The organism is Serratia quinivorans (genome assembly GCF_052113645.1).
Lineage (GTDB): Bacteria > Pseudomonadota > Gammaproteobacteria > Enterobacterales > Enterobacteriaceae > Serratia > Serratia quinivorans_B.
Genome location: NZ_JBIEIU010000002.1, coordinates 105,957 through 130,441, shown reverse-complemented (window position 1 = coordinate 130,441; position 24,485 = coordinate 105,957). Strand labels below are relative to the sequence as shown.

Genomic DNA, 24,485 nt, shown 5'->3' with positions numbered 1-24,485 from the left:
CTGCACGTGATGATTAAGCAATACCTGCAAGTAACTAAACCAGGAATTATTTTCGGCAATTTAATTTCTGTCGTCGGGGGATTCCTGTTGGCTTCCAAAGGAAGCATCGACTATCCCCTGTTTCTCGCCACCCTGGTGGGTGTCTCGTTGGTTGTCGCTTCGGGCTGTGTGTTTAACAACTACATTGACCGCGACATCGACAAGAAAATGGAGAGAACGAAGAATCGGGTGCTGGTTAAAGGCCTGATCGCGCCGAGTGTAAGCCTGGTTTACGCTACCGCCCTGGGTATTGCGGGCTTTGCGTTGCTGTATATTGGCGCCAACCCGCTGGCCATGTGGCTGGCGGTGATGGGCTTTGTGGTTTATGTCGGCGTCTACAGCCTGTACATGAAACGCCACTCGGTATACGGCACGCTGATCGGTAGCTTGTCGGGCGCTGCGCCGCCGGTTATCGGTTACTGCGCAGTGACCAACGAGTTCGATGCCGGTGCGTTGATCCTGCTGGCTATCTTTAGCCTGTGGCAGATGCCGCATTCCTATGCGATTGCCATCTTCCGCTTTAAAGATTACCAGGCGGCCAACATTCCGGTATTGCCGGTAGTCAAAGGCATTTCGGTAGCGAAGAACCACATCACTGTCTACATCGTGGCGTTTATGGTTGCCACACTGATGCTGACGCTGGGCGGCTATGCCGGCTACAAATACCTGATCGTCGCTGCGGCGGTAAGTGTATGGTGGCTGGGTATGGCGCTGCGTGGTTACAAAACCGAAAATGACAGCGTTTGGGCACGCAAACTGTTTGTGTTCTCGATTGTTGCCATTACCTCGTTGAGCGTGATGATGTCTATCGACTTCAGTGCTTCGGCCTCGCCGGAAACGCTGATGACTTACGTCTGGTAAGCCAAATCGTCTGTGAATGGGCCGCTTAGCGGCCCATTAAATTGATGACAAACACCCGAAAAATGGGATTTTCGGATGTTTGGGGCAAGGCAGAGATATAATCCTTTGTTTCTATTAGTACTCAATGCATTACTACTAGCTACTGAGGTCTTTGTCCGCTCTCTATGGGCCGCTTAGCGGCCCATTTTATTTGTCTCGCAGAAAAACCAACGAACTGTAATATCTGCTAAACAACATTAGATTTACCCCCCCTGCCCTTCACACTAAAATGACGCAGTTTTAACAGAAGCTATCCCATCAGGCGCTATCACCGATAGCCTGACGGAATGGCTTTTAATGAGGTTTGAATGAACGATAATGCAATGACCCCGCTGGAACGACGGGCGACCTGGGGATTAGGAACGGTATTCTCACTGCGCATGCTTGGCATGTTTATGGTGCTGCCGGTACTGACCACCTACGGTATGGCGTTGAACGGCGCCAGCGAAACGCTGATCGGCATCGCCATTGGCATTTACGGCCTGGCGCAAGCGGTGTTCCAAATCCCCTTCGGCCTGATTTCAGACCGTATAGGCCGTAAACCGCTGATTGTCGGCGGACTGTTAATTTTCGCATTGGGCAGCGTAATTGCCGCCGCCACCGATTCCATCTGGGGAGTGATCCTCGGCCGGGCATTGCAAGGTTCCGGCGCGATCGCCGCGGCGGTGATGGCGCTGTTGTCAGATCTGACCCGGGAACAGAACCGCACCAAGGCGATGGCCTTCATCGGTGTCAGCTTCGGTATTACCTTCGCCATCGCCATGGTGGTCGGCCCCATTGTCACCCACGCTTTCGGCCTGCATGCGTTGTTTTGGATGATTGCCGTGCTGGCATTGGCCGGTATCGTCATCACTCTGGCCGTCGTACCTTCCGCCAGCAGCCACGTGCTGAACCGTGAATCCAGCATCGTGCGCGGCAGTTTCAGCAAGGTATTGAGCAACTCCCGCCTGCTTAAATTGAATTTCGGCATCATGTGTCTGCACATCTTGTTGATGTCCAGCTTCGTCGCGTTGCCATTGGCGATGGAAAAAGCCGGTTTGGCCCCCAGCGAACACTGGATCGTCTATCTGGTGACCATGCTGGTTTCTTTCGCCGCCGTGGTGCCTTTTATCATTTATGCCGAGAAGAAGCGCCGCATGAAACAGGTGTTCATGGGCTGCGTGGCGGTACTGTTCTGTGCGGAAGTATTGCTGTGGCTGTCCGGTGCGCATCTGTGGGGCATCATTGCCGGCGTGCAGTTGTTCTTTATGGCGTTTAACGTGATGGAAGCAATCCTGCCTTCATTGATCAGCAAAGAGTCGCCGGCGGGCTACAAAGGCACGGCTATGGGGGTTTACTCCACCAGCCAGTTTATCGGTGTGGCGATTGGCGGCAGCCTGGGCGGTTTTCTGTATGGCCTGCAGGGTGCCGGATTGGTCTTCATCGCCGGAGCGGTACTGGCTGCAATCTGGTTCATGGTCAGCAGCACCATGCAGGAACCGCCCTACGTAAGCAGCCTGCGTATTACGCTGTCGGAACTGGCAGTGAAAGATTCGGCGCTGGAAAGCCGCCTGAAGGCCCAGCCGGGCGTGGCGGAAGCGATTGTGGTGCCAGAAGAACGCAGCGCCTACGTGAAGGTCGATACCAAGCAAACCAACCGCGGTCAGTTGGAAGCCCTGGTGAATTCGCTGTAAAGAAAAGGGCCAGCAAGCTGGCCCACGTTTGATAATAAAGTTGTTTTTAGCCCGAGATACCCGGGCCTAGCGCACCGAGGGGCGCTCCGGCAGCCAAGGCTGCTACGACCCCTTCGGCACGCTCTCCCTAATAACTGGCTTTGTCGGTGCTAATGAAACCTTAATCGCGGAAGTTTTTGAACTGGAAAGGCTGCCCCAGATCGGCACCGCGCACCAGCGCCATCACGCCTTGCAGATCGTCGCGTGATTTACCGGTTACCCGCACTTCATCCCCCTGGATCTGCACCTGCACTTTCAGCTTGCTGTCTTTGATCAGCTTGACGATTTTCTTCGCTTGGGCAGCTTCAATACCCTGCTTCAGCTTGGCTTCCACACTGTAGGTTTTGCCGCTGTGGGTCAGCTCATCCGGGATCTCCAGCGCGCTGCCGTCAATGCTGCGCTTGCTGAGCTTTTCTCGCAGAATATCGAGCAGTTGCTGCACCTGAAAATCAGATTCGCTGGCAACCTTGATACTTTCGTTTTTTTCGTTCAGCTCAAAGCTGGCCGGCACGTTACGGAAATCCCAACGGGTGCCGAGATCGCGCGTGGCGTTCTCAACGGCGTTACGCACTTCCTGCATATCAATTTCGGAAACAATGTCGAAAGATGGCATACTTCTTCCTCCTGAATTAGAGCCTAATGCGATAGGCGATTTCGATGCCGAGCATGATAACCGCTTTAGCGCCTCAGACAAAATTTGCCGGCCCCGCCGAACAGCAGAAAAGTCTATAATTATATGACAGAAATTGAGCGGTCTTCCCGTTACCCCAAGGAGTTTGGATGAAAATAACTGTTCTTGGTTGCGGCGCGCTCGGACAGCTGTGGCTCTCCCGGCTTTATCAGCAGGACCACGACGTACAGGGATGGTTACGGGTACCGCAACCCTTTTGCGCGGTGAACGTCATTGAGCCTGAAGGCATCTCGTTCAACCGTAACTTGCCCACCAACGATCCCGAACATTTGGCCCAGAGCGAACTGTTGCTGGTGACGTTGAAAGCCTGGCAGGTCTCCAGTGCGGTCAGCGCTCTGCTGCCGAAGCTAAATCCGCGCTGTGCCATTCTGCTGTTGCATAACGGCATGGGCACCCAGGATGAGTTACCGCCGAACAACCAACCGATATTGCAGGGCACCACCACCCATGCAGCGCGCCATGACGGCAGCACTATTATCCATGTGGCCGGCGGAACCACCCATATCGGCCCGACCTCCCCGGCGGCGACCTCGCTCAGCCACCTGGCGGAAGTGCTGCATCAGGCCCTGCCAGACGTCGCCTGGCACAACAATATCGCCTCGGCGAATTGGCGCAAACTGGCGGTCAACTGCGTGATCAATCCGCTAACGGCACTGTATAACTGCCGTAATGGCGATTTGCAGCGCTATCCGGATCAAATTGAGGCTCTTTGTCGTGAAGTCGCCGGCGTGATGGCGATGGAGGGTTACCATACCTCCTGCGAAGGCTTACAGCAGTATGTGATGGAGGTGATCCAGAGCACTGCGGACAACATCTCTTCGATGCTGCAGGATATCCGCACCCAGCGGCATACCGAGATCGACTACATTACCGGCTACCTGTTGCGCCGCGCCCGTAGCCATGGCGTAACTCTGCCAGAGAATGCGCGGCTGTTTGAATTGATTAAGCGAAAGGAAAATGAATATGAGCGTATCGGCGCTGGTCTGCCTGGCACCTGGTAGCGAAGAAATCGAAGCCGTCACCACGATAGATCTGTTGGTCCGGGCGGGCGTTAAAGTCACCACCGCCAGTGTAGCCGGCGATGGCGACCTGACTATCGTCTGTTCACGCGGCGTCAAGCTGCTGGCAGATGCGGCGCTGGTGTCCATTGTCGACGATCCCTTCGATGCCATCGTACTGCCCGGCGGTCTGAAAGGGGCCGAATGCTTCCGCGACAGCCCACTGCTGGTGGAGAAAGTGCGCCAGATGCACCTGCAAGGCAATATCGTCGCCGCCATTTGCGCTGCACCCGCGCTGGTGCTGCAACACCACGATCTGTTCCCCATCGGCAATATGACCGGTTTCCCAGGGCTGAAAGAGCAAATCCCAACCGACAAATGGATGGAGCGACGTGTGGTGTACGATGCACGCGTTAACCTGCTTACCAGCCAGGGGCCGGGAACTTCGATGGAATTTGCGCTGAAATTGATTGATTTGCTGCTGGGCAAGGCGAAAGCGGCGGAGATCGCCGCTCAGTTGGTGTTGATACCGGGGATGTACGATTTCCGCGATTAAATCACGGGGGCACTGCGCCCCCTGGATTAATTATGGGCGGTAGACCTTCACGTTAGTGAAGCCCTGTTCAATCAGGTACAGCGCCTGCAGGCGGCTCATCACGCCACGCTCACAGTACAACAGGTAAGTTTTGCTCTGGTCCAAATCGCCAAACAGGGTGCTGAGTTTGTAGAACGGCAACGGTTTCACTTCAACCTGCTCCAGCTTCAGCGGCTTGTCTTCCTGCTCGTCATTAGAACGAATATCCAGGATCACCTCGTCAGCGCCAAACGCCGCCACGGTTTCCACTTCGGTCACCTGTTCCTGCGTCTGCTCGGCGATGGTGCGAATATCCACGTTCTTGGCTTCGCTCACCACACGATCGAGAATGCTGAAGTCAAAGTGACCTTCTTCCTCTTCGATCTTGGCTTTAATCGCCTTCACCGTCGGGCTTTTCGAGATCACACCGCAGTATTCCGGCATGGTCTTGGCGAAGTCCTCGGTGCCAATCTCGCGCGCCACTTTGATGATGTGCTCTTTATCATGGGAAATCAGAGGGCGCAGGATCAGCGTATCGGATGCATTGTCGATCAAACGCAGGTTAGTCAGTGTTTGGCTGGAAACCTGTCCCAGCGCCTCACCGGTCACCAGAGCCTGCACGCCATAACGCTCAGCTATCTGTGAAGCGGCGCGCACCATCATGCGCTTAAGCACCACGCCCATTTGACCGTCTTCGACCTTCTCCAGGATCTCGCCGACCACAGGCTCAAAATCGATGGCGATAAAACGCACCTTGTGCGAGCTGGCAAAGCGGTTCCACAGGTAGTGAGCCACCTGACGCACGCCAATTTCATGTGCCGCGCCGCCCAGATTGAAGAAACAGTAATGCACGCGGCAACCACGACGCATCAGCATATAGCTGGAAACGCCCGAGTCGAAACCACCGGAAATCAGCGACAGGACGTCTTCCTGAGTCCCCACCGGATAACCGCCAATGCCTTCACGGCGGGCTTTGACCAGCATCAGCTTGTCGTCTTCGATTTCCAGGTTAACCGTCACCTGCGGATGCGACAGCTTAACGCGCGCGCTCTCAATGTGCTGGTTCAGACCGCCGCCGACATAACGCTCCACATCTTGCGAATTGAAGTCCTGCTTGCCGCGGCGCTTAACGCGCACGCAGAAAGTTTTGCCTTGCAATTGATCGCGGTAAGCTTCCAGCGTCTGCTCGAAAATATGGTGAATATCGGTATAGTCGCGGTCTTCCACTTCCAGAATGTGATGAATGCCGGGAATGCGCGTCAGCGCGTCGGCAATCACCGGCCGCTGGTTTTCATCTTTGGCGCGAACTTCGATATGATCCCAGTGACGGACGACCGCCAGTGTTTCATCATACTGCTTCAGGACATTGCGAATGCTGGTCGAGAGGATCTTGATAAAGCGCAAGCGCACAGATTGGCTCTTGATGGTGATTTCCGGGAACAATTTAATGATAAACTTCATGGCGGTCTTTATTGTCAGAATTACGAGGGAAAAGGATTTACAATGTATATGCGATTGATAAAACCCTCGGGGCTGCCGAATGTTTTATCAATCGCATTTGCGGCGCAGAGTATACCACTATCTGGTGGCGCTCGGTGCACAAAACCACACATGCGCGCCATGATTTGCTAATCAAGATCCGCTAGGATAGGCTCTGGCGCTACTGCTCACATGATGATGTAAAAAGAAAATTATGCCGAAAAAACCTGCACAATCAGACAGTACAGAGCAAAGCGTCAGCTTTGAAAGCTCCCTCAGCGAGCTGGAAAACATCGTGACGCGTCTGGAATCGGGTGAGTTACCGCTGGAAGACGCCCTGAATGAATTCGAACGCGGCGTACAATTGGCGCGTCAGGGCCAGCAAAAGCTGCAGCAGGCGGAGCAACGCGTACAAATTTTGCTTAACGACAGCGCCGATGATGCTGCGCTGGCGCCTTTCACACCGGATGCCGAGTAATTACCATGTCCGAGATCGTCCAACAGACCGCTTTTTCTGACCAGTTGCAGGCCTTGCGCCAGCGGGCCGACCGCACGCTGCTGGATTTCATCGCACCGCTGCCGTTCAACGACGGCAATATGGTGGCGGCAATGCGTCACGGTGCGCTGCTCGGCGGTAAACGCCTGCGTCCGTTCCTGGTGTACACCACCGGGCAGATGTTTGGCGTATCACTGAATAATTTGGATGCGCCCGCAGCTGCGGTAGAATGCATTCACGCCTATTCGCTGATCCATGACGACTTGCCGGCGATGGACGACGACGATCTGCGTCGCGGTCAGCCAACCTGCCACATCAAATTTGGCGAGGCCAACGCCATTCTGGCCGGTGACGCGCTGCAGACACTGGCTTTCTCCATCCTGGCCGATGCCGACATGCCCGATGTGGCGCTGCGCGATCGGCTGGCGATGGTCTCCGAACTGGCAACCGCCAGCGGCGTTGCCGGCATGTGCGGCGGCCAGTCGCTGGATCTCGAAGCGGAAGACCAGCAAATAGGGCTGGAAGCGTTGGAGCAGATCCATCGCCACAAAACCGGTGCGTTAATTCGCGCGGCCGTCCGCCTCGGGGCCTTGGCCGCCGGTGAACCCGGTCGTGCCGCGCTGCCGCAGCTTGACCGATACACCGCCGCGATCGGCCTGGCGTTTCAGGTGCATGATGATATTTTGGACGTTGTCGGCGATACCGAGAAAATCGGTAAACGTCAGGGAGCGGATCAGCAACACGGAAAGAGCACCTATCCAGCTTTGCTCGGGCTTGACAGCGCGAAAGCAAAAGCGTGGGATCTCTATCAGGAAGCTTTAGCTGCATTAGACACTTTGGCAGCACAATCTTATAACACAGCGCCATTGCGAGCGTTAGCCAGCTTCATTATTGAACGCGACAATTAACGTGTGACGTTAACTCCTCTGATATGAGTATCGAATGAGTCTTGATATAGCCAAATACCCGACCTTGGCGCTAGCGGAAAATCCCGATGAACTCCGCTCGTTGCCGAAAGAGAGCCTGCCGAAGCTGTGTGACGAACTTCGGCAATACCTGCTGGACAGCGTCAGCCGTTCCAGTGGCCACTTTGCGTCCGGGCTGGGTACCGTCGAACTGACGGTGGCGTTGCACTATGTGTACCAAACCCCCTTCGATCATCTGGTATGGGACGTAGGTCACCAGGCATACCCGCATAAAATTCTGACCGGCCGTCGCGACAAAATCGCCACCATTCGCCAGAAAAATGGCCTGCATCCCTTCCCGTGGCGTGCAGAAAGTGAATATGACGTGTTGTCGGTGGGCCACTCTTCCACCTCGATCAGCGCCGGCCTCGGCATGGCGGTAGCGGCGGCACGCGAAGGCAAAAACCGCCGTACGGTCTGCGTGATCGGCGATGGCGCGATCACCGCCGGTATGGCGTTTGAAGCCATGAATCATGCCGGTGACATCGACCCGGATATGCTGGTAGTGCTGAACGACAACGAAATGTCGATTTCGGAAAACGTCGGCGCACTGAACAATCATCTGGCGCAGTTGCTGTCCGGCAAGCTCTACTCCACCCTGCGTGAAGGCGGCAAAAAAGTGCTGTCCGGCCTGCCGCCTATCAAAGAACTGGTCAAGCGTACCGAAGAACACCTGAAAGGCATGGTGGTACCGGGCACGCTGTTCGAAGAACTGGGCTTTAACTACATTGGCCCGGTCGATGGCCACGATGTCCAGGGGCTGGTTGCCACGCTGAAAAACATGCGTGATCTGAAAGGCCCGCAACTGCTGCACATCATGACCAAAAAGGGCCGCGGATACGCACCGGCGGAAAAAGATCCGATCAGCTTCCACGCGGTGCCAAAATTCGACCCGGCCAGCGGCACCTTGCCGAAAAGCGCCGGCGGCCTGCCGACCTATTCAAAAATCTTTGGCGATTGGCTGTGCGAAACCGCCGCCAAGGACAGCGCGCTGATGGCGATTACCCCGGCCATGCGCGAAGGCTCTGGCATGGTGCAATTTTCCCGCGACTATCCGCAGCAATATTTTGACGTGGCGATAGCCGAACAACACGCGGTGACCTTTGCCGCCGGGCTGGCGATTGGCGGTTACAAGCCGGTGGTGGCAATTTACTCCACCTTCCTGCAGCGCGCTTACGATCAGTTGATCCACGACGTTGCCATCCAAAAGCTACCGGTGATGTTTGCCATCGATCGCGGCGGCATTGTCGGCGCCGACGGCCAGACTCACCAGGGCGCATTCGATCTGTCATTCATGCGCTGCATCCCGACCATGGTGATAATGACGCCAAGTGATGAGAACGAATGCCGTCAAATGCTGTACACCGGTTATCACTATAACGAAGGCCCAAGCGCCGTACGCTATCCTCGCGGCACCGGCACCGGCGCGCCGCTGGAACCTCTCAGCGCGCTGCCGATCGGCAAAGGCGTTGTCCGCCGTGAAGGTGAAAAGCTGGCGATCCTGAACTTCGGTACGCTGCTGCCGGAAGCCGCACAGGTAGCGGAAGCCCTCAACGCCACGCTGGTGGACATGCGCTTCGTGAAACCGTTGGACGAACAACTGGTGCTGGAACTGGCAGCCAGCCATGACTCGCTGGTCACGTTGGAAGAAAACGCCATTATGGGCGGTGCCGGTAGCGGTGTGAACGAGTTGCTGATGGCCAAACGTCGTAATGTTCCGGTGCTGAATATCGGCCTGCCGGACAGCTTTGTCTCACAAGGCAGTCAGGAAGAGGTCCGTGTTGATCTGGGCCTGGATGCCGCCGGAATACAGCAGAAAATTGAGGTCTGGCTGGCGCAATAATCCCCGCGCCATCAGGCTAACGCCTCCGCATTGCGGGGGCGTTTTCATTTCTGCCCCTCGAAAATCCGCTACAGTTATAGTTCTGTGCTGACACCGGGAGACAAGCATGAAGTATCTGAAATTGGGCCAGACCGATCTGAACGTTTCGCGCATCTGTCTTGGCTGCATGACCTACGGTGAACCCAACCGTGGCAACCACGCCTGGACGCTGCCGGAAGAAAGCAGCCGTCTGCTGTTGAAACAGGCGCTGGATGCCGGCATCAACTTCTTTGACACGGCCAACAGTTACTCCGATGGCAGCAGCGAGGAAATCGTCGGCCGGGCGCTGCGCGATTACGCACGCCGTGACGAAGTGGTGATCGCCACCAAAGTCTATTTCCCGCTGAGCAATCTGGAGCGCGGACTGTCGCGCGCTAAAATCATGCAGTCCATCGACGATAGCTTGCGACGTCTGGGCACCGATTACGTTGATCTGTTGCAGATCCACCGCTGGGACTATGAAACGCCGCTGGAAGAAACACTGGAAGCGCTGCATGAGGTGGTAAAAGCCGGCAAGGCACGCTACATCGGAGCATCCTCGATGTACGCCTGGCAGTTCGCCAAGGCGCTGTACACCGCCGATTTACACGGCTGGACGCGCTTCGTCAGCATGCAGGACCAGTACAACCTGATCCAGCGTGAAGAAGAACGGGAGATGCTGCCGCTGTGTGCCGCCGAAGGCATCGCGGTATTGCCGTGGAGCCCACTGGCACGGGGCCGCCTGACTCGCCCCTGGGGCGAAACCACTGCGCGGCTGGTGTCCGATCAGGTCGGCAAAAACTTGTACGATGAAACCGAAGGCATCGACGCCATCATCGCCGAACGCGTGGCCAGTATTGCGCAGGAGCGTGGCGTATCTCGAGCGCAAATCGCTCTGGCATGGCTATTAAGCAAGCCGGTCGTCAGTGCGCCAATCATCGGCGCGTCACGCCATGAGCACCTGGAAGATGCCGTCGCTGCCGTCGATCTTGAATTAACACCGGAAGAGATAGCCGAGCTGGAAACGGCTTATGTGCCGCATCATGTGACAGGATTTGAATAATACAGTGAGTATCAAGGGCGCAGTATTATGAACTGCGCCCTTGTCATCAGAACAGCCCAGCCGGCCAGTGGTGGCCAATCAGGTAGATAATACCGGCGGACAGCACCCCGGCGACGATGTCGTCGATCATGATCCCCATGCCGCCATGCACGTTGCGATCGAACCAACGGATCGGCCACGGCTTCCACATATCCAGAATGCGGAAAATCACAAAACCCGCGGCGACCCACTGCCAGTCGTTGACCGGCAGCGCCATCAGCGTGATCCACATGCCGACAAACTCGTCCCAGACGATGCTGCCGTGGTCGTGGACCTTCATATCTTTGGCCGTTTGGTGGCACAGATAAACGCCGATGCAGATGCTGAACATCACCAGCAGCGAATATAACTGCCATGGCAGCTGGATCAACAGCAGCCAGAACGGAATGGCCGCCAGCGACCCCATGGTGCCCGGCACCACCGGTGACAAACCGCTACCGAAGCCGGTTGCCAGCAGGTGCCACGGATTGCTCATCCGCAAGCGGCGTGTAGCTTCATCCATGTTACGCCTGCCCTTCACTGAAATGATCGAAACCGTGCCATGGCAGCTCTACCGCTTCATCGTTGCGATAGAATTTGATGCCTTCGGAAAGCGGACCAATCTGACCAATACAGGTGTAATCCGCGCCCAAATGGCTCAGCGCCACTTCCAGCGCGCCGCGGTTGATTTCCGGCACGGTGAAGCAGAGTTCGTAATCTTCACCGCCGGTCAACGCCCAGCGTAACGCTTGCTCTGCGTCGGTGTGACTGCTTAATGCCTGCGACAGCGGCAGCTCGTCCAGATTGATACGTGCACCGCACTCGGAGGCTTTCAATACGTGCTTCAGATCGGAAATCAGACCGTCTGAAATATCAATCGCCGAACTGGCCAGATCGCGCAACGCCTGCCCCTGCAGCACTCGTGGCTGTGGCCGCAGATGACGCCCTATCAGGTAATCGCGAGCATCGGCATCTGCCACCGGCAGACGATCCTGCAAGATGGCCAACCCGGCGGCGCTGTCACCCAGCGTACCCGTGGTATAAATCCAATCACCGATACGCGCACCGCCGCGGGTCAACGCCCGGCCGGCCGGGATCAGGCCATGGATCGTTAACGTCATGCTCAATGGGCCGCGCGTGGTGTCGCCGCCAATCAACTGCATGCCGTAATAATTGAGTTGTTCGAACAGGCTGTCGCTGAACGCCTTCAGCCAGGGTTCATTCACGTCCGGCAAGGTTAATGCCAGTGAAAGCCAGGCTGGATCCGCGCCCATAGCCGCCAGATCGCTCAGGTTGACTGCCAGCGCTTTGTAGCCGAGATCGGCCGGATCGATATCCGGCAGGAAGTGAACGCCCGCAACCAGGGTGTCGGTACTGACGGCCAAAAGCTGTTTTTCTGCCACTGTCAGGAGTGCGCAGTCATCTCCAATGCCCAACTGTACGTCCCGGCGCAGACTCTTAAACCGGTCAAAATAGCGGGCAATGAGGTCAAATTCGCCACATGCCATGGTCGAGATTCCAATAGAAGAAATTAAGGCCGGGGATACCGGCCTTAATTTTTTTATTTTTTCTTGCGGATGCTTGGTGCTGCTTTATCCAGCACGCCATTCACAAACTTGTGGCTGTCTTCCGCGCCGAAGGTTTTCGCCAGCTCGATCGCTTCATTGATGGCCACCTTGTACGGCACATCCTCACGCATTTTCAGCTCAAACAGCGCAATGCGCAGGACGGCTCTTTCCACCTGGCCCAGCTCTTCGAGCTGACGCGACAGGTAAGGTGCCATCAGGCCATCCAGCAGACCTGCATTCACCGCCACGCCGGACAGCAGCTCCCGAAAATAGGCGATGTCCACATCTTTGACATCTTGCTCCGTCAGGAACTGGTGTTCAACATCGGCAATGTCATTTTTAGACAACTGCCAAGAGTAAAGCGCTTGAACAGCGCACTCACGAGCGCGGCGACGAGCAGCAGGTTTCACGGAATTCCCCTTAACTAAATTCAGGCTTTAATAGCTTTGATAACATTAATCATTTCAAGTGCGGTCAGAGCAGCTTCAGCACCCTTGTTGCCCGCTTTGGTGCCGGCACGTTCGATAGCCTGTTCGATGCTCTCGGTGGTCAGCACGCCAAAGGCAACCGGGATTTCAGTGTTCAGAGAAACACTGCCCAGGCCGGAACTGGCTTCGCCCGCGACATATTCGAAGTGCGCGGTGCCCCCACGGATAACGGTGCCCAGTGCAATAACCGCATCGTATTTGCCGGTGTTAGCCAGCACGCGTGCAGTCAGTGGCAGCTCGTAAGCGCCCGGGACCCAGACAACGGTGATGTTGTCATCAGCAACCTGGCCAATACGCTTGAGTGCATCGATAGCACCTTGCAGCAGGCTGTCGTTGATGAAATTGTTAAAACGTGCAATTGCGATCGCCACACGGGCATTTGGAGTAGCAACAACACCTTCGATAACTTTCATGGGCTTTCCTTAAAAATGGGTTCAATACCCCGCAGGGGGGCGGATTCTATCACATTCTTTATCTGCCTGCGCGGGCGGTTTTGTAAAACGCTGACCGCCCCGGCGCGCGGACATCAAATTCAGTATTTTGCTTTCAGGCGCAGGCGCAAATCGGGGCCAATTTGCCGCACTTCGCTGAACACAAACTCCGGCGCATCGGCCAGACCTTCAAGGCCCGGCAGTTGACACAGACCGCGGCCATTATCGCCCAACAGTTTTGGCGCGATGTACAAAATGAGCTCATCGACCAACCCCGCCTGCAACAAGGCACCGGCGAGCTGCGCACCGGCCTCGACCCAAAGGGAGTTCACCTGGCGCTTCGCCAGTTGCATCATCATCACCACCAGATCAACCCCACCACCGTGCGCCGGGAACGTCAGTTGCTCGACATCCTGCGGCCAGGTTTGAGAGTCCGCTTGCAGACGCGCCAACCAGGTGGCCCCCGGCTGATGCACCACCCGGTGCTGTGGCGTAACGCGATTTTGGCTGTCGAGAATGATGCGCACAGGCTGGCGCAGGTTTTCACGCGGATACAGGCTTTGGGTTGCGGCGTCCAGCTCATCCCAGCGCACCGTCAGTGACGGATCATCAGCCAACACCGTGGCGCTGGTGCTGAGAATGGCGGCGCTTTGCGCCCGCAGCCGTTGCACGTCCTGACGGGCCTGCTCAGAGGTGATCCATTGGCTTTCGCCAGAGGCCATCGCCGTGCGTCCATCCAGCGAGGCGCCCAGCTTCAATTGCACATACGGGAAACCGGTGCGCATCCGCTTGAGAAAGCCCAGATTCACCGCCTCGGCTTCGGCCAGCATCACACCGTGGCGTACGTCCACCCCGGCCTGCTGCAGCTTATACAGACCGCGACCGGCGACCTGCGGGTTGGGATCTTGCATTGCCGCGACCACGCGAGTGATACCGGCAGCGACCAACGCATCGGCACAGGGCGGTGTGCGGCCGTGGTGGCTACAGGGTTCCAACGTGACGTAAGCGGTGGCACCGCGGGCTTTTTCGCCCGCCATGCGCAAGGCATGCACTTCCGCATGTGGCTCACCGGCGCGTAAATGGTAGCCCTCACCGACGATTTCACCATCCCGCACAATCACGCAGCCGACGTTAGGATTCGGTGCCGTAGTAAAACGCCCCAGCCGCGCCAGTTCGAAGGCGCGCGCCATGTACAATTCGTCGTTATGCATCAAAGCTCCCCTAGTCCTGCAGACGGGCGATCTCTTCGCCGAACTCGCGGATATCCTCGAAACTGCGATAAACCGAGGCAAAGCGAATGTAGGCCACTTTATCCAACTTTTTCAGCGCATCCATCACCAGGTTGCCCACCAGTTTGGTCGGCACTTCACGCTCGCCGGTGGCGCGCAGTTGGGATTTAATGTGGTTGATCGCATTTTCAACGTCGTCGGAGCTGACCGGGCGCTTTTCCAACGCTTTCAGCATGCCGCGACGCAGTTTATCTTCGTTGAAGGGCTCGCGAACTTCATCGCTTTTAATCACCCGCGGCATCACCAGCTCAGCCACTTCAAAGGTGGTGAAACGTTCATTACAAACCAAACACTGGCGGCGACGGCGCACCTGCGAACCATCACCCACCAGGCGGGAATCAATGACTTTGGTATCAACGGCGGCGCAGAAAGGGCAATGCATAACACGTCCTGATAAACGTTTTCATAGTTAAGAACAGTTTACCCCGAAGTTCGGTCACAACAAAGGCCGCCGGTTATTTGTTGCGAGCCCTTCTTCGAAATGGCCCCCCAAAGGGCAGTGAACATGACTTTCCCCGTCTGGCGGGCTAAGCTGATAACAGGAGATGTTGAATAGGAAATGCCCGCCATGACAAACCGTTACCCCAAAATTTGCCTGCTCAGCGCACTGGTGCTGTTGGCAGGTTGTGCGCAAACTCGCGAGGTGCCGAAGCTGCGTAATCAGGTGGTTGAACTGAATCAAAAATTAACCACCCTGACCCAACAGGCCACGGCGCTGGAACAGCAAAACCTGCTGAATCAAAATTCCACCAGCGGCGTCTATCTGGTGCCGACGGCCAATAATGCCGCCCGCCTGCACAGCAGCCTCGGCGAACTGAGCGTATCGCTCAGCCACGTGAAAACCGAAGCCAACGGCACCCAGGCCTTGTTGCACGTTCGCACCCTGTCACAGGCTTCCCTGCCGGCGTTCACGGCAGTGGTAGAATGGGGCCAACTGGACGCGGCCACCGGCAAGCCGCTGACGGCCGATGCGCTTTCACAGCCGATCGCCAGCGCGGACTCCCTGCTGCCTAAAACAGAGCACAGCTTCGAGCTGCGTTTCAGCGGCCTGACGCCGGAACAGCTGGGCTATGTGCGTCTGCACAGCGTAGAGCCCACTACGGCCGCCGTCCCTCAACACTAACCTTTTGAATGCCCACTCCCGATATTGACCGAGCGTGGGCCTACCGCTTAGCTCAACCGCTGCAGCCTTACCGCCCCCCCCCTGGCACACCGCCGCGCCGCTGACCCAATCCAGCCAGCTATTGCTGATTTCGCGGGTCGGATCGAGCAAGCCGAGATCGTTAAGGTTAATGCCGACGGCAATGCGCGCATCCGCGGCCAACGGTTGACCATCCAGAGTGTCTATTCGCGCGCCCATCTCGCGATGGCCATAACCATGCTCAATAGCAATAACGCCAGGCATCACGCCATCCAGCAGGCTGATCTGGGCCTCGACGCTGCCTCCCGGAGTCTGCAACTTGACCCGATCGCCATGCCGCAGCGCATAGCCAAATCAACACGCCAACACGCGGCTGGACATCTGACATGAACGCCAACATGGCCAGAGTAAGTACCGCCGTCGAAAAGGATTCGGATTGCGCATTAGGCAGGCTCAAAGCGTGGCGCTGCCATCGCTCACGCCCTGAATGCTGTCGGTGATGTTCTGGCCAAAGTTAATGGCGTGGCACGGCATAAGTTGTATGAGAACGACACCGGCGCAGTTAATTCGTATGGGCTGCCGGAGCATTCCCTTTCAGCAATTGTCGATGGTGGTGATGCCACCGTCATGGTGTGAGCATCCCAGTAAACCGAATCATTCACTTTTAGAGATCTTCAGACATACTGATTATGTCCCTGAGGATATCACCATGCGTAAAGCCCGCTTCAATAATTACCAATGCTGTTGCGCCTCTTTAGGATTCAGTTGATTTAGGTGAGGCCACAGAAGATGAGCAGTCTCAACTAACAGCGTGGAAGAAATATCGAGTGCTTCTGAATCGAGTTGATACATCGTCACCACCTGACCTTAATTGGCCTGAAAAACCCGCATTTAAGTAGTTAAAAGGCCCGGATATACCGGGCCTGCGTTTTCAATCAATTATCATTGCTGTTTATATTACGAAACCAATAGCGCACAAAATCACAACAATTAAAGCGTCAAACATATCTAACCCTGTTGAATGTTGTTTACAACAAGATTTCTTAAACCAATCCCCAGTATTCTGGCATCTCCGCTCTCACCATGTGATAGGGGAGATGAAGGGTGCACAGGCGTTATCTCTATCTCGTCAGAGTGCTCACTGTTGGCAAAAAACAGGCCTTGAACATTCCCAATCGTTTTGAAATCAACTCGTTTTTTTTCATTTCCCACCTTGATATCGACCAATCCACCATCGCCATCTTTATAGGCGCTAGCCTCAAGCTCGATGCTGACATTCTCGGGAAGGGGAGATTTTGTCTGAATGATTACAGACTTCCCTTCAGAAGCATCACTCCATCTGCCCCATTCTTCTCGGTGGGATACGCCAGTTATAGATTTTACGTACTCAGGCATCCCGGGATAACTAAAGTCAATCCTGTTACCAGGGTACCTTAATTCGCGCAAAGGTGTTTGAAGTTGAGCCATGCGATCTTTAAAGCTTTTATCGAAATTTGTAGCCTTAGATAAGTCATAGATGGATTTACTTTCATCACCAGTGATCTTGTCTAGGAATACTCCACCATCATTTGTTCCATAAGCGACGCACAGCCCCGGCTCTATTTTATCAGAGAAAATATGTGTTATTCTAAAGCAATCATCAATCCACAGGAACTGACTACCCTTATCAAAATAAGATAACTGCTCAGCTAAAGATTCACTTACATCCCTGTCGAAATAAGGCTCTACAGATTCCTTATTAATCTTAAGAAGGACAGGAAGTTTGAATGATGTTTCTGGAAGCTCAATCTGCATCGAAGATTTATTAATAGTGAATGTGCTGATTGACTTGGGAAATCCCCATAGTGCAATAACGGAGCTTTTCCATGAGTTGACTTTATCAGCCATGTCCGGGAATTTATCATAAAGGGTTTCGCTTTTAAACGAACTTCTCCCAAGTCCAATACGTGAATCACCGCCCATTGCATCCAGGACCGTCGCTCCGTTATCGAGACTGCTTCTTTCTTTGCTTAAATCAACTTTTCGGGCATTAATGTCACTGTCAATAAGCATGAACAGGTCTCTGCGCGGGTGGGTAATCAACGCATCGTAGGCGGTGTTGTTCATGGCTAAATGGTCCGAAGTTACAACAATAATTGTATTTTTAAACTCAGGTGACGATCTTACTTTGTTTATGAATTTAGTAATTTGCTCCTGTGAGCAAAAAACAGCTGACATAGATGAGTTGGATTTTGCATCAAACATGTACTCATCTTTGCTGCAGGATTTATTAACAAATCCGTCAGGATGGTGAGTATCTACAGTCAACAAGAAAAGACCAAAGGGCTTGTTAGCTTTTGAAAGCTCCTGGTACTGCTTAAAAGCCAGATCCAGGACTGTATCATCGTACCAACCCCAGTCGTTCACATAAGAACTATCGGTTACGCTACCAGCTAATTCCTGCAATCCAAACACATGGTCAAACCCGTGATTCTGGAAAAATAATCTTTTCCCTCCAAAATCAAGATCTGCCCCCTGATAAAAGTAGAGCTCATAACCTGATTTTTTAAGTATATCTCCAAGGCACGTTGTTCCGGGGAAGAACGAAGCCAGAGAGTCAGACGAATTGCCAGAGAAAGAGGCGAACAATGGAATGCCACACTGTGAAGCAACGATACCCGCAATTGTGTAATCAGTACCTGGCAACTGGATGGTATTGTTAAAATCGTACGATTCATCCTTTATTGATGAAAGTTCGTCAGTCAAGCGAGGGAACCATGATTTATCAAAGTAAGTTCTCTCCAGGCTTTCGCCATAGATGTAAATGATATTTTTTGTTGGTTTTTTAATCTGAGAGGAGGGGTCAATATAATATTCGGAAAAATCTGTTGGCTCGTGGAGTCTTGAATTGAAAATTTTATATATCCCAATCACTCCTGGATTGATAACTACAGAAGCCAAAATAACAAAGAATATTTTAAGTGTATTCTTTTTACTTGTTTTTTTTGGAGTTTTTTTCTTTACGTTAAGAGCCTTATATATCATGAATACCATGCACAGGAAGGTGATGAGCATCATTGAGAATGGGAGGATGTATTTTTGAACACCAGCGCCCTTCATATCACTGAGAAGAGTGTAAACAACAGATTCATTTATCCCTGCGCCTGTGAAGTAGTTGGCCCCAACATAGAAGAAACTAATGAACAATATTATCACGCACAACAAAATGACAAGTATTTTCTCTGTGAGATTCGGTGATAAAAACTTCCTAGTGAAAAGCAATGACACAACTAATAAAACCAGTGAAACAAACAAGCTTAGCATTTTAAAATCTCGTATTAATAAGTTTAAAGCTTACAGATCACCATTTCAGTGGTTGGATTTAAATTATGTTAATGGCCTGCAGGCGTATATTTTACAGAGCCAAGGCAACTATAAGTTTAATATATCGTTAAAGCGATTGAGGCGTATAATACAATCAATCCGATAGACATCACGGTTAATCCAGTTCGCCACAGAAGGACGGTCAAGCATATCACTTGCAATGATGCTTACCTTACCAACCCATGAAACCTTCACCACACTTCGTTTCCCAAGCACAGCCATCCATTCCCTTAGCGCAAATGATAATCTAGCGGGCGATCATGATTACCACAGGAATGGTGGCCAGCCATGAGTTAACTTGCTCGGCTGCGAGAACAAGTGCGATTGTGACCAGAACTTTATCAGCTACCGGGGCGAGAAATGCACCGAACTTTGTCGTCTGATTAAGCTTTCGGGCCAAAAACCATCTAGCCAGTCAGTGGCCGAAACGGCTAGAAATATTGTACATGACTATCACTCACACTGATTTTGACATTAATCAACAAATTTAAGGCTTGGAGCTGGTCCATCAAGGCTTGCGACAGCAAAATAGTACGCTGGCGGTGGTGAACGTCACCGGTCACGGAGATATTGCCATGGCCTTGGAGGAAATGAAGCTGGGAGCCGTTGATTTTCTACAAAAACCGATCGCCGCCACGCCGCTGATTGAAGCACTGGAGCACTGGAGCACTGGAGCACTGGAGCACTGGAGCACTGGAGCACTGCATTATCCATTCTCAACGTTGAGTCACGCCAACGGTAACAGCTTTTCGGCGCGCTGACACCGCGCGAACGCGATATTGCCCGTGCGGTAGCCGCAGGAATGACTAACAAACAGATCGCCGAACATCACTTTATCGCGGTGCGAACCGTCGAAGTGCATAGGGCCAGCGTGATGGAAAAATGCAGGCGGGTAGCCTGGCAGAACTGGTGAACTCACTCAACCAACTGAGCTTGCCGGATCTGGATTAGCGATTTTCAGGCAAAAAAATGCCGGTCGGGATAAACCGGCCCGGCATCGTATTTCAACTCACCGACAGATTAAGGCATGATAGAAGGCTGATCTGCGCCCTCTTTCTCCACTTTCTGCTGCAGCATGTGTTCGCGTTTCATACCCAGTTTCAACGCCAGCGCGGACGCCACGTAGATAGAGGATATGGTACCGATAGACACACCGATCAACATCGCCAGAGAGAAGCCGTGCAGCATCGCGCCACCGAAGATGTACAGCATCAGCACCACCATCAGGGTGGTACCGGAGGTCATCAAAGTACGGCTCAGTGTCTGGGTCAACGACACGTTCATGATTTCGTAAGGCGTCCCGCGGCGGATCTTGCGGAAGTTCTCACGAATACGGTCGGAAACCACGATGCTGTCGTTCAACGAGTAACCGATAACCGACATCAATGATGCGACGATGGTCAGGTCAATCTCGATATGGAACAGCGACAGCACGCCCATGGTGATGATCACGTCATGCGCCAACGCAATAACCGCCCCCAGCGCCAAACGCCACTCGAAGCGGAAACCGACGTAAATCAGAATACAGATCAACGCCACCAGCAGCGCCATGCCGCCGTTTTGCGCCAGTTCGGTGCCCACGCTCGGGCCGACGAACTCAATCCTCTTCACCGTGGCGTTTTTATCGACAGAGTCGTTGATCACGCCGATCACTTTGTTACCCAGTTCCTGGCCTGCGGTACCGGTCGCGGGTGGCATACGCACCATCACGTCACGGCTGCTGCCAAAGTTCTGAATAACCGGGTCCTGGAACCCGGCTTTTTCCAGCGTATCGCGCATCAGATCGAGGTTGGCCGGTTGTTCCAGGCTGATTTCAATCACCGTACCGCCGGTGAAGTCCAGACCCCAGTTAAAACCGCGCACCGACATAATGGCGATTGACGCGATCAACAGCACCAGCGAGATGCCGAAGGCCACGTAATCCCAGCGCATAAAGTCATAGACTTTACGGCCGTAGTTGAGTTGTTCAACAGTATAATCCTGTGCCACAACGCACTCCTCAGATAGACAGCTTGTTAATGCGTTTGCCGCCGTAAAGCAGGTTGACGATGGCACGGGTACCGACAATCGCGGTGAACATGGACGTCGCCACACCGATTGCGGTGGTAATCGCAAAGCCCTTGATCGAACCGGTACCTACTGCGTACAGAATGATTGCGGTGATCAGGGTGGTGATGTTGGCGTCAACGATACTGGAGAACGCGCCTTTATAGCCCTCATGGATCGCCTGCTGAACGGAACGTCCGTTCTTCAGCTCTTCCTTGATACGTTCATTTATCAGTACGTTGGCGTCGACCGCCACCGCCAGCGTCAGCACGATACCGGCAATGCCCGGCATGGTCAGCGTCGCCCCCGGCAACAGGGACATCACGCCGACAATCAGCACCAGGTTGGCGACCAGCGCCGTGGTAGCGATCATGCCGAACTTACGGTACCAAACCACCATAAACACGATGGATGCCACCAGGCCCCACAAGCAGGCTTCCAGACCTTGGGTGATGTTCTGTTGTCCCAGGGTCGGGCCGATAGTGCGCTCTTCCACGATCTGGATAGGCGCAATCAGCGCACCGGCGCGCAGCAGCAGTGACAGCTGACGTGCTTCGTTCGGGTTGCCGATGCCGGTAATACGGAAGCTGTTGCCCAGACGTGACTGAATGTTCGCCACGTTGATCACTTCTTCCTGTTTCACCAGAATCGCACGGCCGTTGGCGTCTTTCTTGCCGCTGTCCTTATACTCCACAAACAGGGTCGCCATCGGCTTGCCGATGTTGTCCTTGGTGAAGTTGGACATCGCGGTACCACCGGCACTGTCCAGCGAGATATTAACCTGCGGCTGGTTATATTCGTCGGTGCTGGAAGTGGAGTCGGTGATGTGGTCACCGGTCAGGATCACACGCTTGTACAGCACGACAGGCTGGCCTTCACGGGTGTCTTTCACTTCCGAGTCGCCCGGCACACGGCCGTTGGCCGCTGCTGTGGTGTCCGCATTGGTGTTAACCAAACGGAATTCCAGCGTGGCGGTAGCGCCCAGGATCTCTTTCGCGCGAGCGGTATCCTGAATACCCGGCAGCTCAACCACGATACGGTCAGAGCCCTGGCGTTGCACCAGCGGTTCGGCAACGCCGAGCTGGTTAACACGGTTACGCAGGATAGTGATGTTCTGCTGTACCGCATATTCACGCGCTTCGCTCAGACGGGCATCCGTCAAGCTGGCTTTCAGGGTGTTGCTGCCGTTGGCAGAGAACACCATATCGCGCTGACGCGGACTGAGGTAGCTGATGGCCTGATCGCGGGCAGCATCGTCGCGGAAACGCACTTCCACGCCGTTGTTGTCCAGCTTGCGGATAGACGCATAAGGAATGCCCTTTTCACGCAGCTCGCTGCGCAGGGTATCCATGGTCTGTTCCTGCAGCTTGCTCAGCGCAGTGTCCATGTCGACTTCCATCAGGAAGTGCACGCCACCGCGCAGGTCCAGACCGAGTTTCATCGGTTCTGCACCCAGCATCGCCAACCAGGCTGGCGTGGCCGGAGCCAGGTTCAGCGCCACCACGAATTTGTCACCCAGTTCGGCCATCAAGGCTTCACGGGCACGCAGCTGAATGTCAGGATTGCTAAAGCGAGCCAGGATGGCGCCATTTTCCAGCGCAATCGACTTGCTCGCGATCTTGTCTTTTTCTAATACGGTACGGACTTGGTCCAGCGTAGTTTCACTGGCGGCGACACCGCGCGCGCCAGTGATTTGTACAGCCGGATCCTCACCATAGATGTTGGGAAGCGCGTAAAGCAGACCGACGATGATCACCACGATCAGCATCAGATACTTCCACAAAGGATAACGGTTTAGCACGGCAATTCCCTTCGGGAAAACAAAATTACAGGGCCTTCATGGTACCTTTCGGCAGAACGGCCGCCACGAAGTCACGCTTGATCATCACTTCCGTGGTGTCATTCAGCGCAATGGCGATGATGCCGGTGTCAGCCACTTTGGTCACGCGGCCAATCAGGCCACCGGTGGTCAGCACTTCATCACCCTTGCCGATGGAGTCCATCAGTTTCTTGTGCTCTTTAGCGCGTTTCTGCTGTGGGCGCAGGATCATGAAATAGAAAATCAGACCAAAAACCACCAGCATAATGATCAGAGAGTACGGGCTTCCCTGAGACGGAGCTCCTGCGGATGCGACGGCGTCAGAAATGAAAAAGCTCATTGAAATTCCCTCATTAAGTTATCAATTATTAATTCAAGCGTTTAAAGGTGGAATCGGTTTACCGATCCGACCGTAGAAATCCGCAACAAACAGCTCTAATTTACCCTGTTCAATGGCCTCGCGTAAACCCGCCATCAGGCGTTGGTAGTGACGCAGGTTATGAATGGTGTTCAATCGGGCACCCAGTATTTCGTTGCAACGATCGAGATGATGCAAGTAGGCGCGGCTGTAATTGCGACACGTGTAGCAATCACAGTCTTTATCCAGCGGAGAAGTATCATCCTTGTGCTTGGCATTACGGATTTTTACCACACCGTCAGTCACGAACAGATGGCCGTTACGGGCATTACGCGTTGGCATCACGCAGTCGAACATATCGATACCGCGACGCACGCCTTCAACCAGATCTTCCGGCTTGCCGACGCCCATCAGGTAACGTGGCTTATCTTCCGGAATTTGTGGGCAAACATGTTCAAGAATGCGATGCATATCCTCTTTCGGCTCGCCGACCGCCAAGCCGCCCACAGCGTAACCATCAAAACCGATATCCACCAGCCCTTTTACTGAAACATCACGTAAATCTTCGTAAACACCACCCTGAATAATGCCGAACAAAGCATTTTTGTTATTCAGCTCGTCAAAACGCTGGCGGCTGCGCTGCGCCCAGCGCAATGACATCTCCATCGAACGTTTGGCGTAGTCCCAGTCTGCCGGGTACGGTGTGCATTCGTCGAAGATCATCACGATGTCAGATCCCAGGTCGTACTGGATTTCCATCGATTTTTCCGGGCTGAGGAAAACTTTATCGCCGTTAATCGGGTTACGGAAATGAACGCCTTCTTCTTTAATCTTGCGCATCGCACCCAGACTGAACACCTGGAAGCCGCCGGAGTCGGTGAGGATCGGGCCATGCCACTGCATGAAATCATGCAGATCGCCATGCAGCTTCATGATCTCCTGGCCTGGACGCAGCCACAGGTGGAAGGTGTTGCCCAGCAGGATCTGTGCGCCGGTCTCTTTGACTTCTTCCGGCGTCATGCCTTTTACCGTGCCGTAGGTGCCGACAGGCATAAAGGCCGGGGTTTCCACCACGCCGCGTTCAAAGATCAGGCGACCGCGACGAGCGCGGCCATCGGTTGTGTCTAATTCGTACTTCACAAAGCCTCCAGCGCCAGAGAAACAGTCTGGCGTGATTAACATCGAG

The 24,485-nt window shown here is 54.2% G+C and carries 25 protein-coding genes and 3 pseudogenes; 13 read left to right on the top strand and 15 right to left on the bottom strand.

What is annotated here, in order from left to right; translation table 11 throughout:
- Positions 1-9: 9 nt before the first annotated feature.
- Both cyoE and ACGS9J_RS05880 read left to right on the top strand, forming a co-directional pair.
- Positions 10-900 (top strand): heme o synthase, encoded by an 891-nt coding sequence (gene cyoE / locus ACGS9J_RS05885; protein ID WP_442230086.1) that lies wholly within the window; start codon positions 10-12, stop codon positions 898-900.
- A gap of 347 nt (positions 901-1,247) precedes the next feature.
- Positions 1,248-2,612, top strand: a complete 1,365-nt coding sequence (locus tag ACGS9J_RS05880; protein ID WP_020825483.1) for an MFS transporter — start codon at positions 1,248-1,250, stop codon at positions 2,610-2,612.
- Positions 2,613-2,772: 160 nt separating this feature from the next.
- On the opposite strand, the gene ACGS9J_RS05875 is transcribed toward ACGS9J_RS05880, so the two are convergent.
- Positions 2,773-3,264, bottom strand: a complete 492-nt coding sequence (locus ACGS9J_RS05875; RefSeq protein ID WP_442230085.1) for a YajQ family cyclic di-GMP-binding protein — start codon at positions 3,262-3,264, stop codon at positions 2,773-2,775.
- Between the two features lie 167 nt (positions 3,265-3,431).
- Here ACGS9J_RS05875 and panE point away from each other — a divergent pair, with 167 nt between their 5' ends.
- Together panE and yajL are read left to right on the top strand one after the other, a co-directional pair.
- Positions 3,432-4,343 (top strand): 2-dehydropantoate 2-reductase, encoded by a 912-nt coding sequence (gene panE / locus ACGS9J_RS05870; protein ID WP_442230084.1) that lies wholly within the window; start codon positions 3,432-3,434, stop codon positions 4,341-4,343.
- Positions 4,306-4,896, top strand: coding sequence for a protein deglycase YajL (gene yajL, locus ACGS9J_RS05865; RefSeq protein WP_442230083.1), 591 nt, complete (start codon positions 4,306-4,308; stop codon positions 4,894-4,896). The genes panE and yajL overlap by 38 nt, the downstream gene beginning before the upstream one ends.
- Positions 4,897-4,926: 30 nt before the next feature.
- Here the strand turns inward: yajL and thiI are convergent, their stop codons facing one another.
- The gene (gene thiI / locus ACGS9J_RS05860; protein WP_442230082.1) at positions 4,927-6,375 is read right to left on the bottom strand and encodes a tRNA uracil 4-sulfurtransferase ThiI; all 1,449 of its coding nucleotides are present in this window, start codon (positions 6,373-6,375) and stop codon (positions 4,927-4,929) included.
- Between the two features lie 232 nt (positions 6,376-6,607).
- Here thiI and xseB point away from each other — a divergent pair, with 232 nt between their 5' ends.
- The 4 genes from xseB (at position 6,608) to ACGS9J_RS05840 (ending at position 10,778) form a co-directional block, all read left to right on the top strand.
- Complete coding sequence (gene xseB, locus ACGS9J_RS05855) at positions 6,608-6,871, top strand: exodeoxyribonuclease VII small subunit (protein WP_261251693.1); 264 nt, start codon at positions 6,608-6,610, stop codon at positions 6,869-6,871.
- 5 nt (positions 6,872-6,876) lie between these two features.
- Positions 6,877-7,797, top strand: coding sequence for a (2E,6E)-farnesyl diphosphate synthase (gene ispA / locus ACGS9J_RS05850; RefSeq protein WP_442230081.1), 921 nt, complete (start codon positions 6,877-6,879; stop codon positions 7,795-7,797).
- A gap of 34 nt (positions 7,798-7,831) precedes the next feature.
- Complete coding sequence (gene dxs, locus ACGS9J_RS05845; protein ID WP_442230080.1) at positions 7,832-9,697, top strand: 1-deoxy-D-xylulose-5-phosphate synthase; 1,866 nt, start codon at positions 7,832-7,834, stop codon at positions 9,695-9,697.
- 106 nt (positions 9,698-9,803) lie between these two features.
- Entirely contained in the window at positions 9,804-10,778 is a 975-nt protein-coding gene (locus tag ACGS9J_RS05840; protein WP_442230079.1) for an aldo/keto reductase, read from the top strand.
- A gap of 46 nt (positions 10,779-10,824) precedes the next feature.
- Here the strand turns inward: ACGS9J_RS05840 and pgpA are convergent, their stop codons facing one another.
- From pgpA to nrdR, 6 genes are all read right to left on the bottom strand, one after another.
- Positions 10,825-11,319: a phosphatidylglycerophosphatase A gene (pgpA, locus tag ACGS9J_RS05835; protein ID WP_442230078.1), complete on the bottom strand. Its 495-nt coding sequence runs from the start codon at positions 11,317-11,319 to the stop codon at positions 10,825-10,827.
- A 1-nt stretch (position 11,320) separates the two neighbouring features.
- Complete coding sequence (thiL, locus tag ACGS9J_RS05830; protein WP_442230077.1) at positions 11,321-12,304, bottom strand: thiamine-phosphate kinase; 984 nt, start codon at positions 12,302-12,304, stop codon at positions 11,321-11,323.
- 53 nt (positions 12,305-12,357) lie between these two features.
- Positions 12,358-12,774, bottom strand: coding sequence for a transcription antitermination factor NusB (gene nusB / locus ACGS9J_RS05825; RefSeq protein WP_020825472.1), 417 nt, complete (start codon positions 12,772-12,774; stop codon positions 12,358-12,360).
- A gap of 20 nt (positions 12,775-12,794) precedes the next feature.
- The gene (gene ribH / locus ACGS9J_RS05820) at positions 12,795-13,265 is read right to left on the bottom strand and encodes a 6,7-dimethyl-8-ribityllumazine synthase (protein WP_012005513.1); all 471 of its coding nucleotides are present in this window, start codon (positions 13,263-13,265) and stop codon (positions 12,795-12,797) included.
- 119 nt (positions 13,266-13,384) lie between these two features.
- Positions 13,385-14,494: a bifunctional diaminohydroxyphosphoribosylaminopyrimidine deaminase/5-amino-6-(5-phosphoribosylamino)uracil reductase RibD gene (gene ribD / locus ACGS9J_RS05815; protein WP_442230076.1), complete on the bottom strand. Its 1,110-nt coding sequence runs from the start codon at positions 14,492-14,494 to the stop codon at positions 13,385-13,387.
- Positions 14,495-14,504: 10 nt separating this feature from the next.
- Complete coding sequence (gene nrdR / locus ACGS9J_RS05810) at positions 14,505-14,954, bottom strand: transcriptional regulator NrdR (RefSeq protein WP_004949256.1); 450 nt, start codon at positions 14,952-14,954, stop codon at positions 14,505-14,507.
- Positions 14,955-15,140: 186 nt separating this feature from the next.
- Here nrdR and ACGS9J_RS05805 point away from each other — a divergent pair, with 186 nt between their 5' ends.
- Positions 15,141-15,695: a DUF3251 domain-containing protein gene (locus tag ACGS9J_RS05805; RefSeq protein ID WP_442230075.1), complete on the top strand. Its 555-nt coding sequence runs from the start codon at positions 15,141-15,143 to the stop codon at positions 15,693-15,695.
- Between the two features lie 78 nt (positions 15,696-15,773).
- Here the strand turns inward: ACGS9J_RS05805 and ACGS9J_RS05800 are convergent.
- Positions 15,774-16,061 (bottom strand): annotated as a pseudogene (locus ACGS9J_RS05800) (molybdopterin dinucleotide binding domain-containing protein); the annotation flags it as partial.
- On the opposite strand from ACGS9J_RS05800, the pseudogene ACGS9J_RS05795 reads away from it, so the two are divergent.
- Both ACGS9J_RS05795 and ACGS9J_RS05790 read left to right on the top strand, forming a co-directional pair.
- A pseudogene (locus ACGS9J_RS05795) lies at positions 16,049-16,337 on the top strand (hypothetical protein); the annotation flags it as partial. The pseudogenes ACGS9J_RS05800 and ACGS9J_RS05795 sit on opposite strands and share 13 nt — an antisense overlap.
- Positions 16,338-16,471: 134 nt before the next feature.
- Positions 16,472-16,612: pseudogene (locus ACGS9J_RS05790) on the top strand (tail fiber assembly protein); the annotation flags it as partial.
- Positions 16,613-16,721: 109 nt separating this feature from the next.
- Here ACGS9J_RS05790 and opgB read toward each other — a convergent pair.
- Positions 16,722-19,016, bottom strand: coding sequence for a phosphatidylglycerol--membrane-oligosaccharide glycerophosphotransferase (opgB, locus tag ACGS9J_RS05785; protein ID WP_442230074.1), 2,295 nt, complete (start codon positions 19,014-19,016; stop codon positions 16,722-16,724).
- 307 nt (positions 19,017-19,323) lie between these two features.
- The gene (locus ACGS9J_RS05780; protein WP_442230073.1) at positions 19,324-19,476 is read right to left on the bottom strand and encodes a CDP-alcohol phosphatidyltransferase family protein; all 153 of its coding nucleotides are present in this window, start codon (positions 19,474-19,476) and stop codon (positions 19,324-19,326) included.
- 115 nt (positions 19,477-19,591) lie between these two features.
- On the opposite strand from ACGS9J_RS05780, the gene ACGS9J_RS05775 reads away from it, so the two are divergent.
- Both ACGS9J_RS05775 and ACGS9J_RS05770 read left to right on the top strand, forming a co-directional pair.
- Entirely contained in the window at positions 19,592-19,837 is a 246-nt protein-coding gene (locus ACGS9J_RS05775) for a response regulator (RefSeq protein ID WP_442230072.1), read from the top strand.
- Positions 19,838-19,878: 41 nt separating this feature from the next.
- Positions 19,879-19,989, top strand: coding sequence for a LuxR C-terminal-related transcriptional regulator (locus tag ACGS9J_RS05770; RefSeq protein ID WP_442230071.1), 111 nt, complete (start codon positions 19,879-19,881; stop codon positions 19,987-19,989).
- Between the two features lie 107 nt (positions 19,990-20,096).
- On the opposite strand, the gene secF is transcribed toward ACGS9J_RS05770, so the two are convergent.
- From secF to tgt, 4 genes are read right to left on the bottom strand one after another with little or no spacing between them, the layout of a single operon-like run.
- Complete coding sequence (secF, locus tag ACGS9J_RS05765) at positions 20,097-21,065, bottom strand: protein translocase subunit SecF (protein WP_442230070.1); 969 nt, start codon at positions 21,063-21,065, stop codon at positions 20,097-20,099.
- A 10-nt stretch (positions 21,066-21,075) separates the two neighbouring features.
- Entirely contained in the window at positions 21,076-22,923 is a 1,848-nt protein-coding gene (gene secD / locus ACGS9J_RS05760) for a protein translocase subunit SecD (protein WP_442230069.1), read from the bottom strand.
- Between the two features lie 25 nt (positions 22,924-22,948).
- Positions 22,949-23,281 carry a preprotein translocase subunit YajC gene (gene yajC / locus ACGS9J_RS05755; protein WP_012005503.1) on the bottom strand — a complete coding sequence of 111 codons (333 nt, stop codon included), beginning with the start codon at positions 23,279-23,281 and terminating at the stop codon, positions 22,949-22,951.
- 33 nt (positions 23,282-23,314) lie between these two features.
- Positions 23,315-24,439, bottom strand: a complete 1,125-nt coding sequence (gene tgt, locus ACGS9J_RS05750; protein ID WP_442230068.1) for a tRNA guanosine(34) transglycosylase Tgt — start codon at positions 24,437-24,439, stop codon at positions 23,315-23,317.
- Positions 24,440-24,485: the final 46 nt, after the last annotated feature.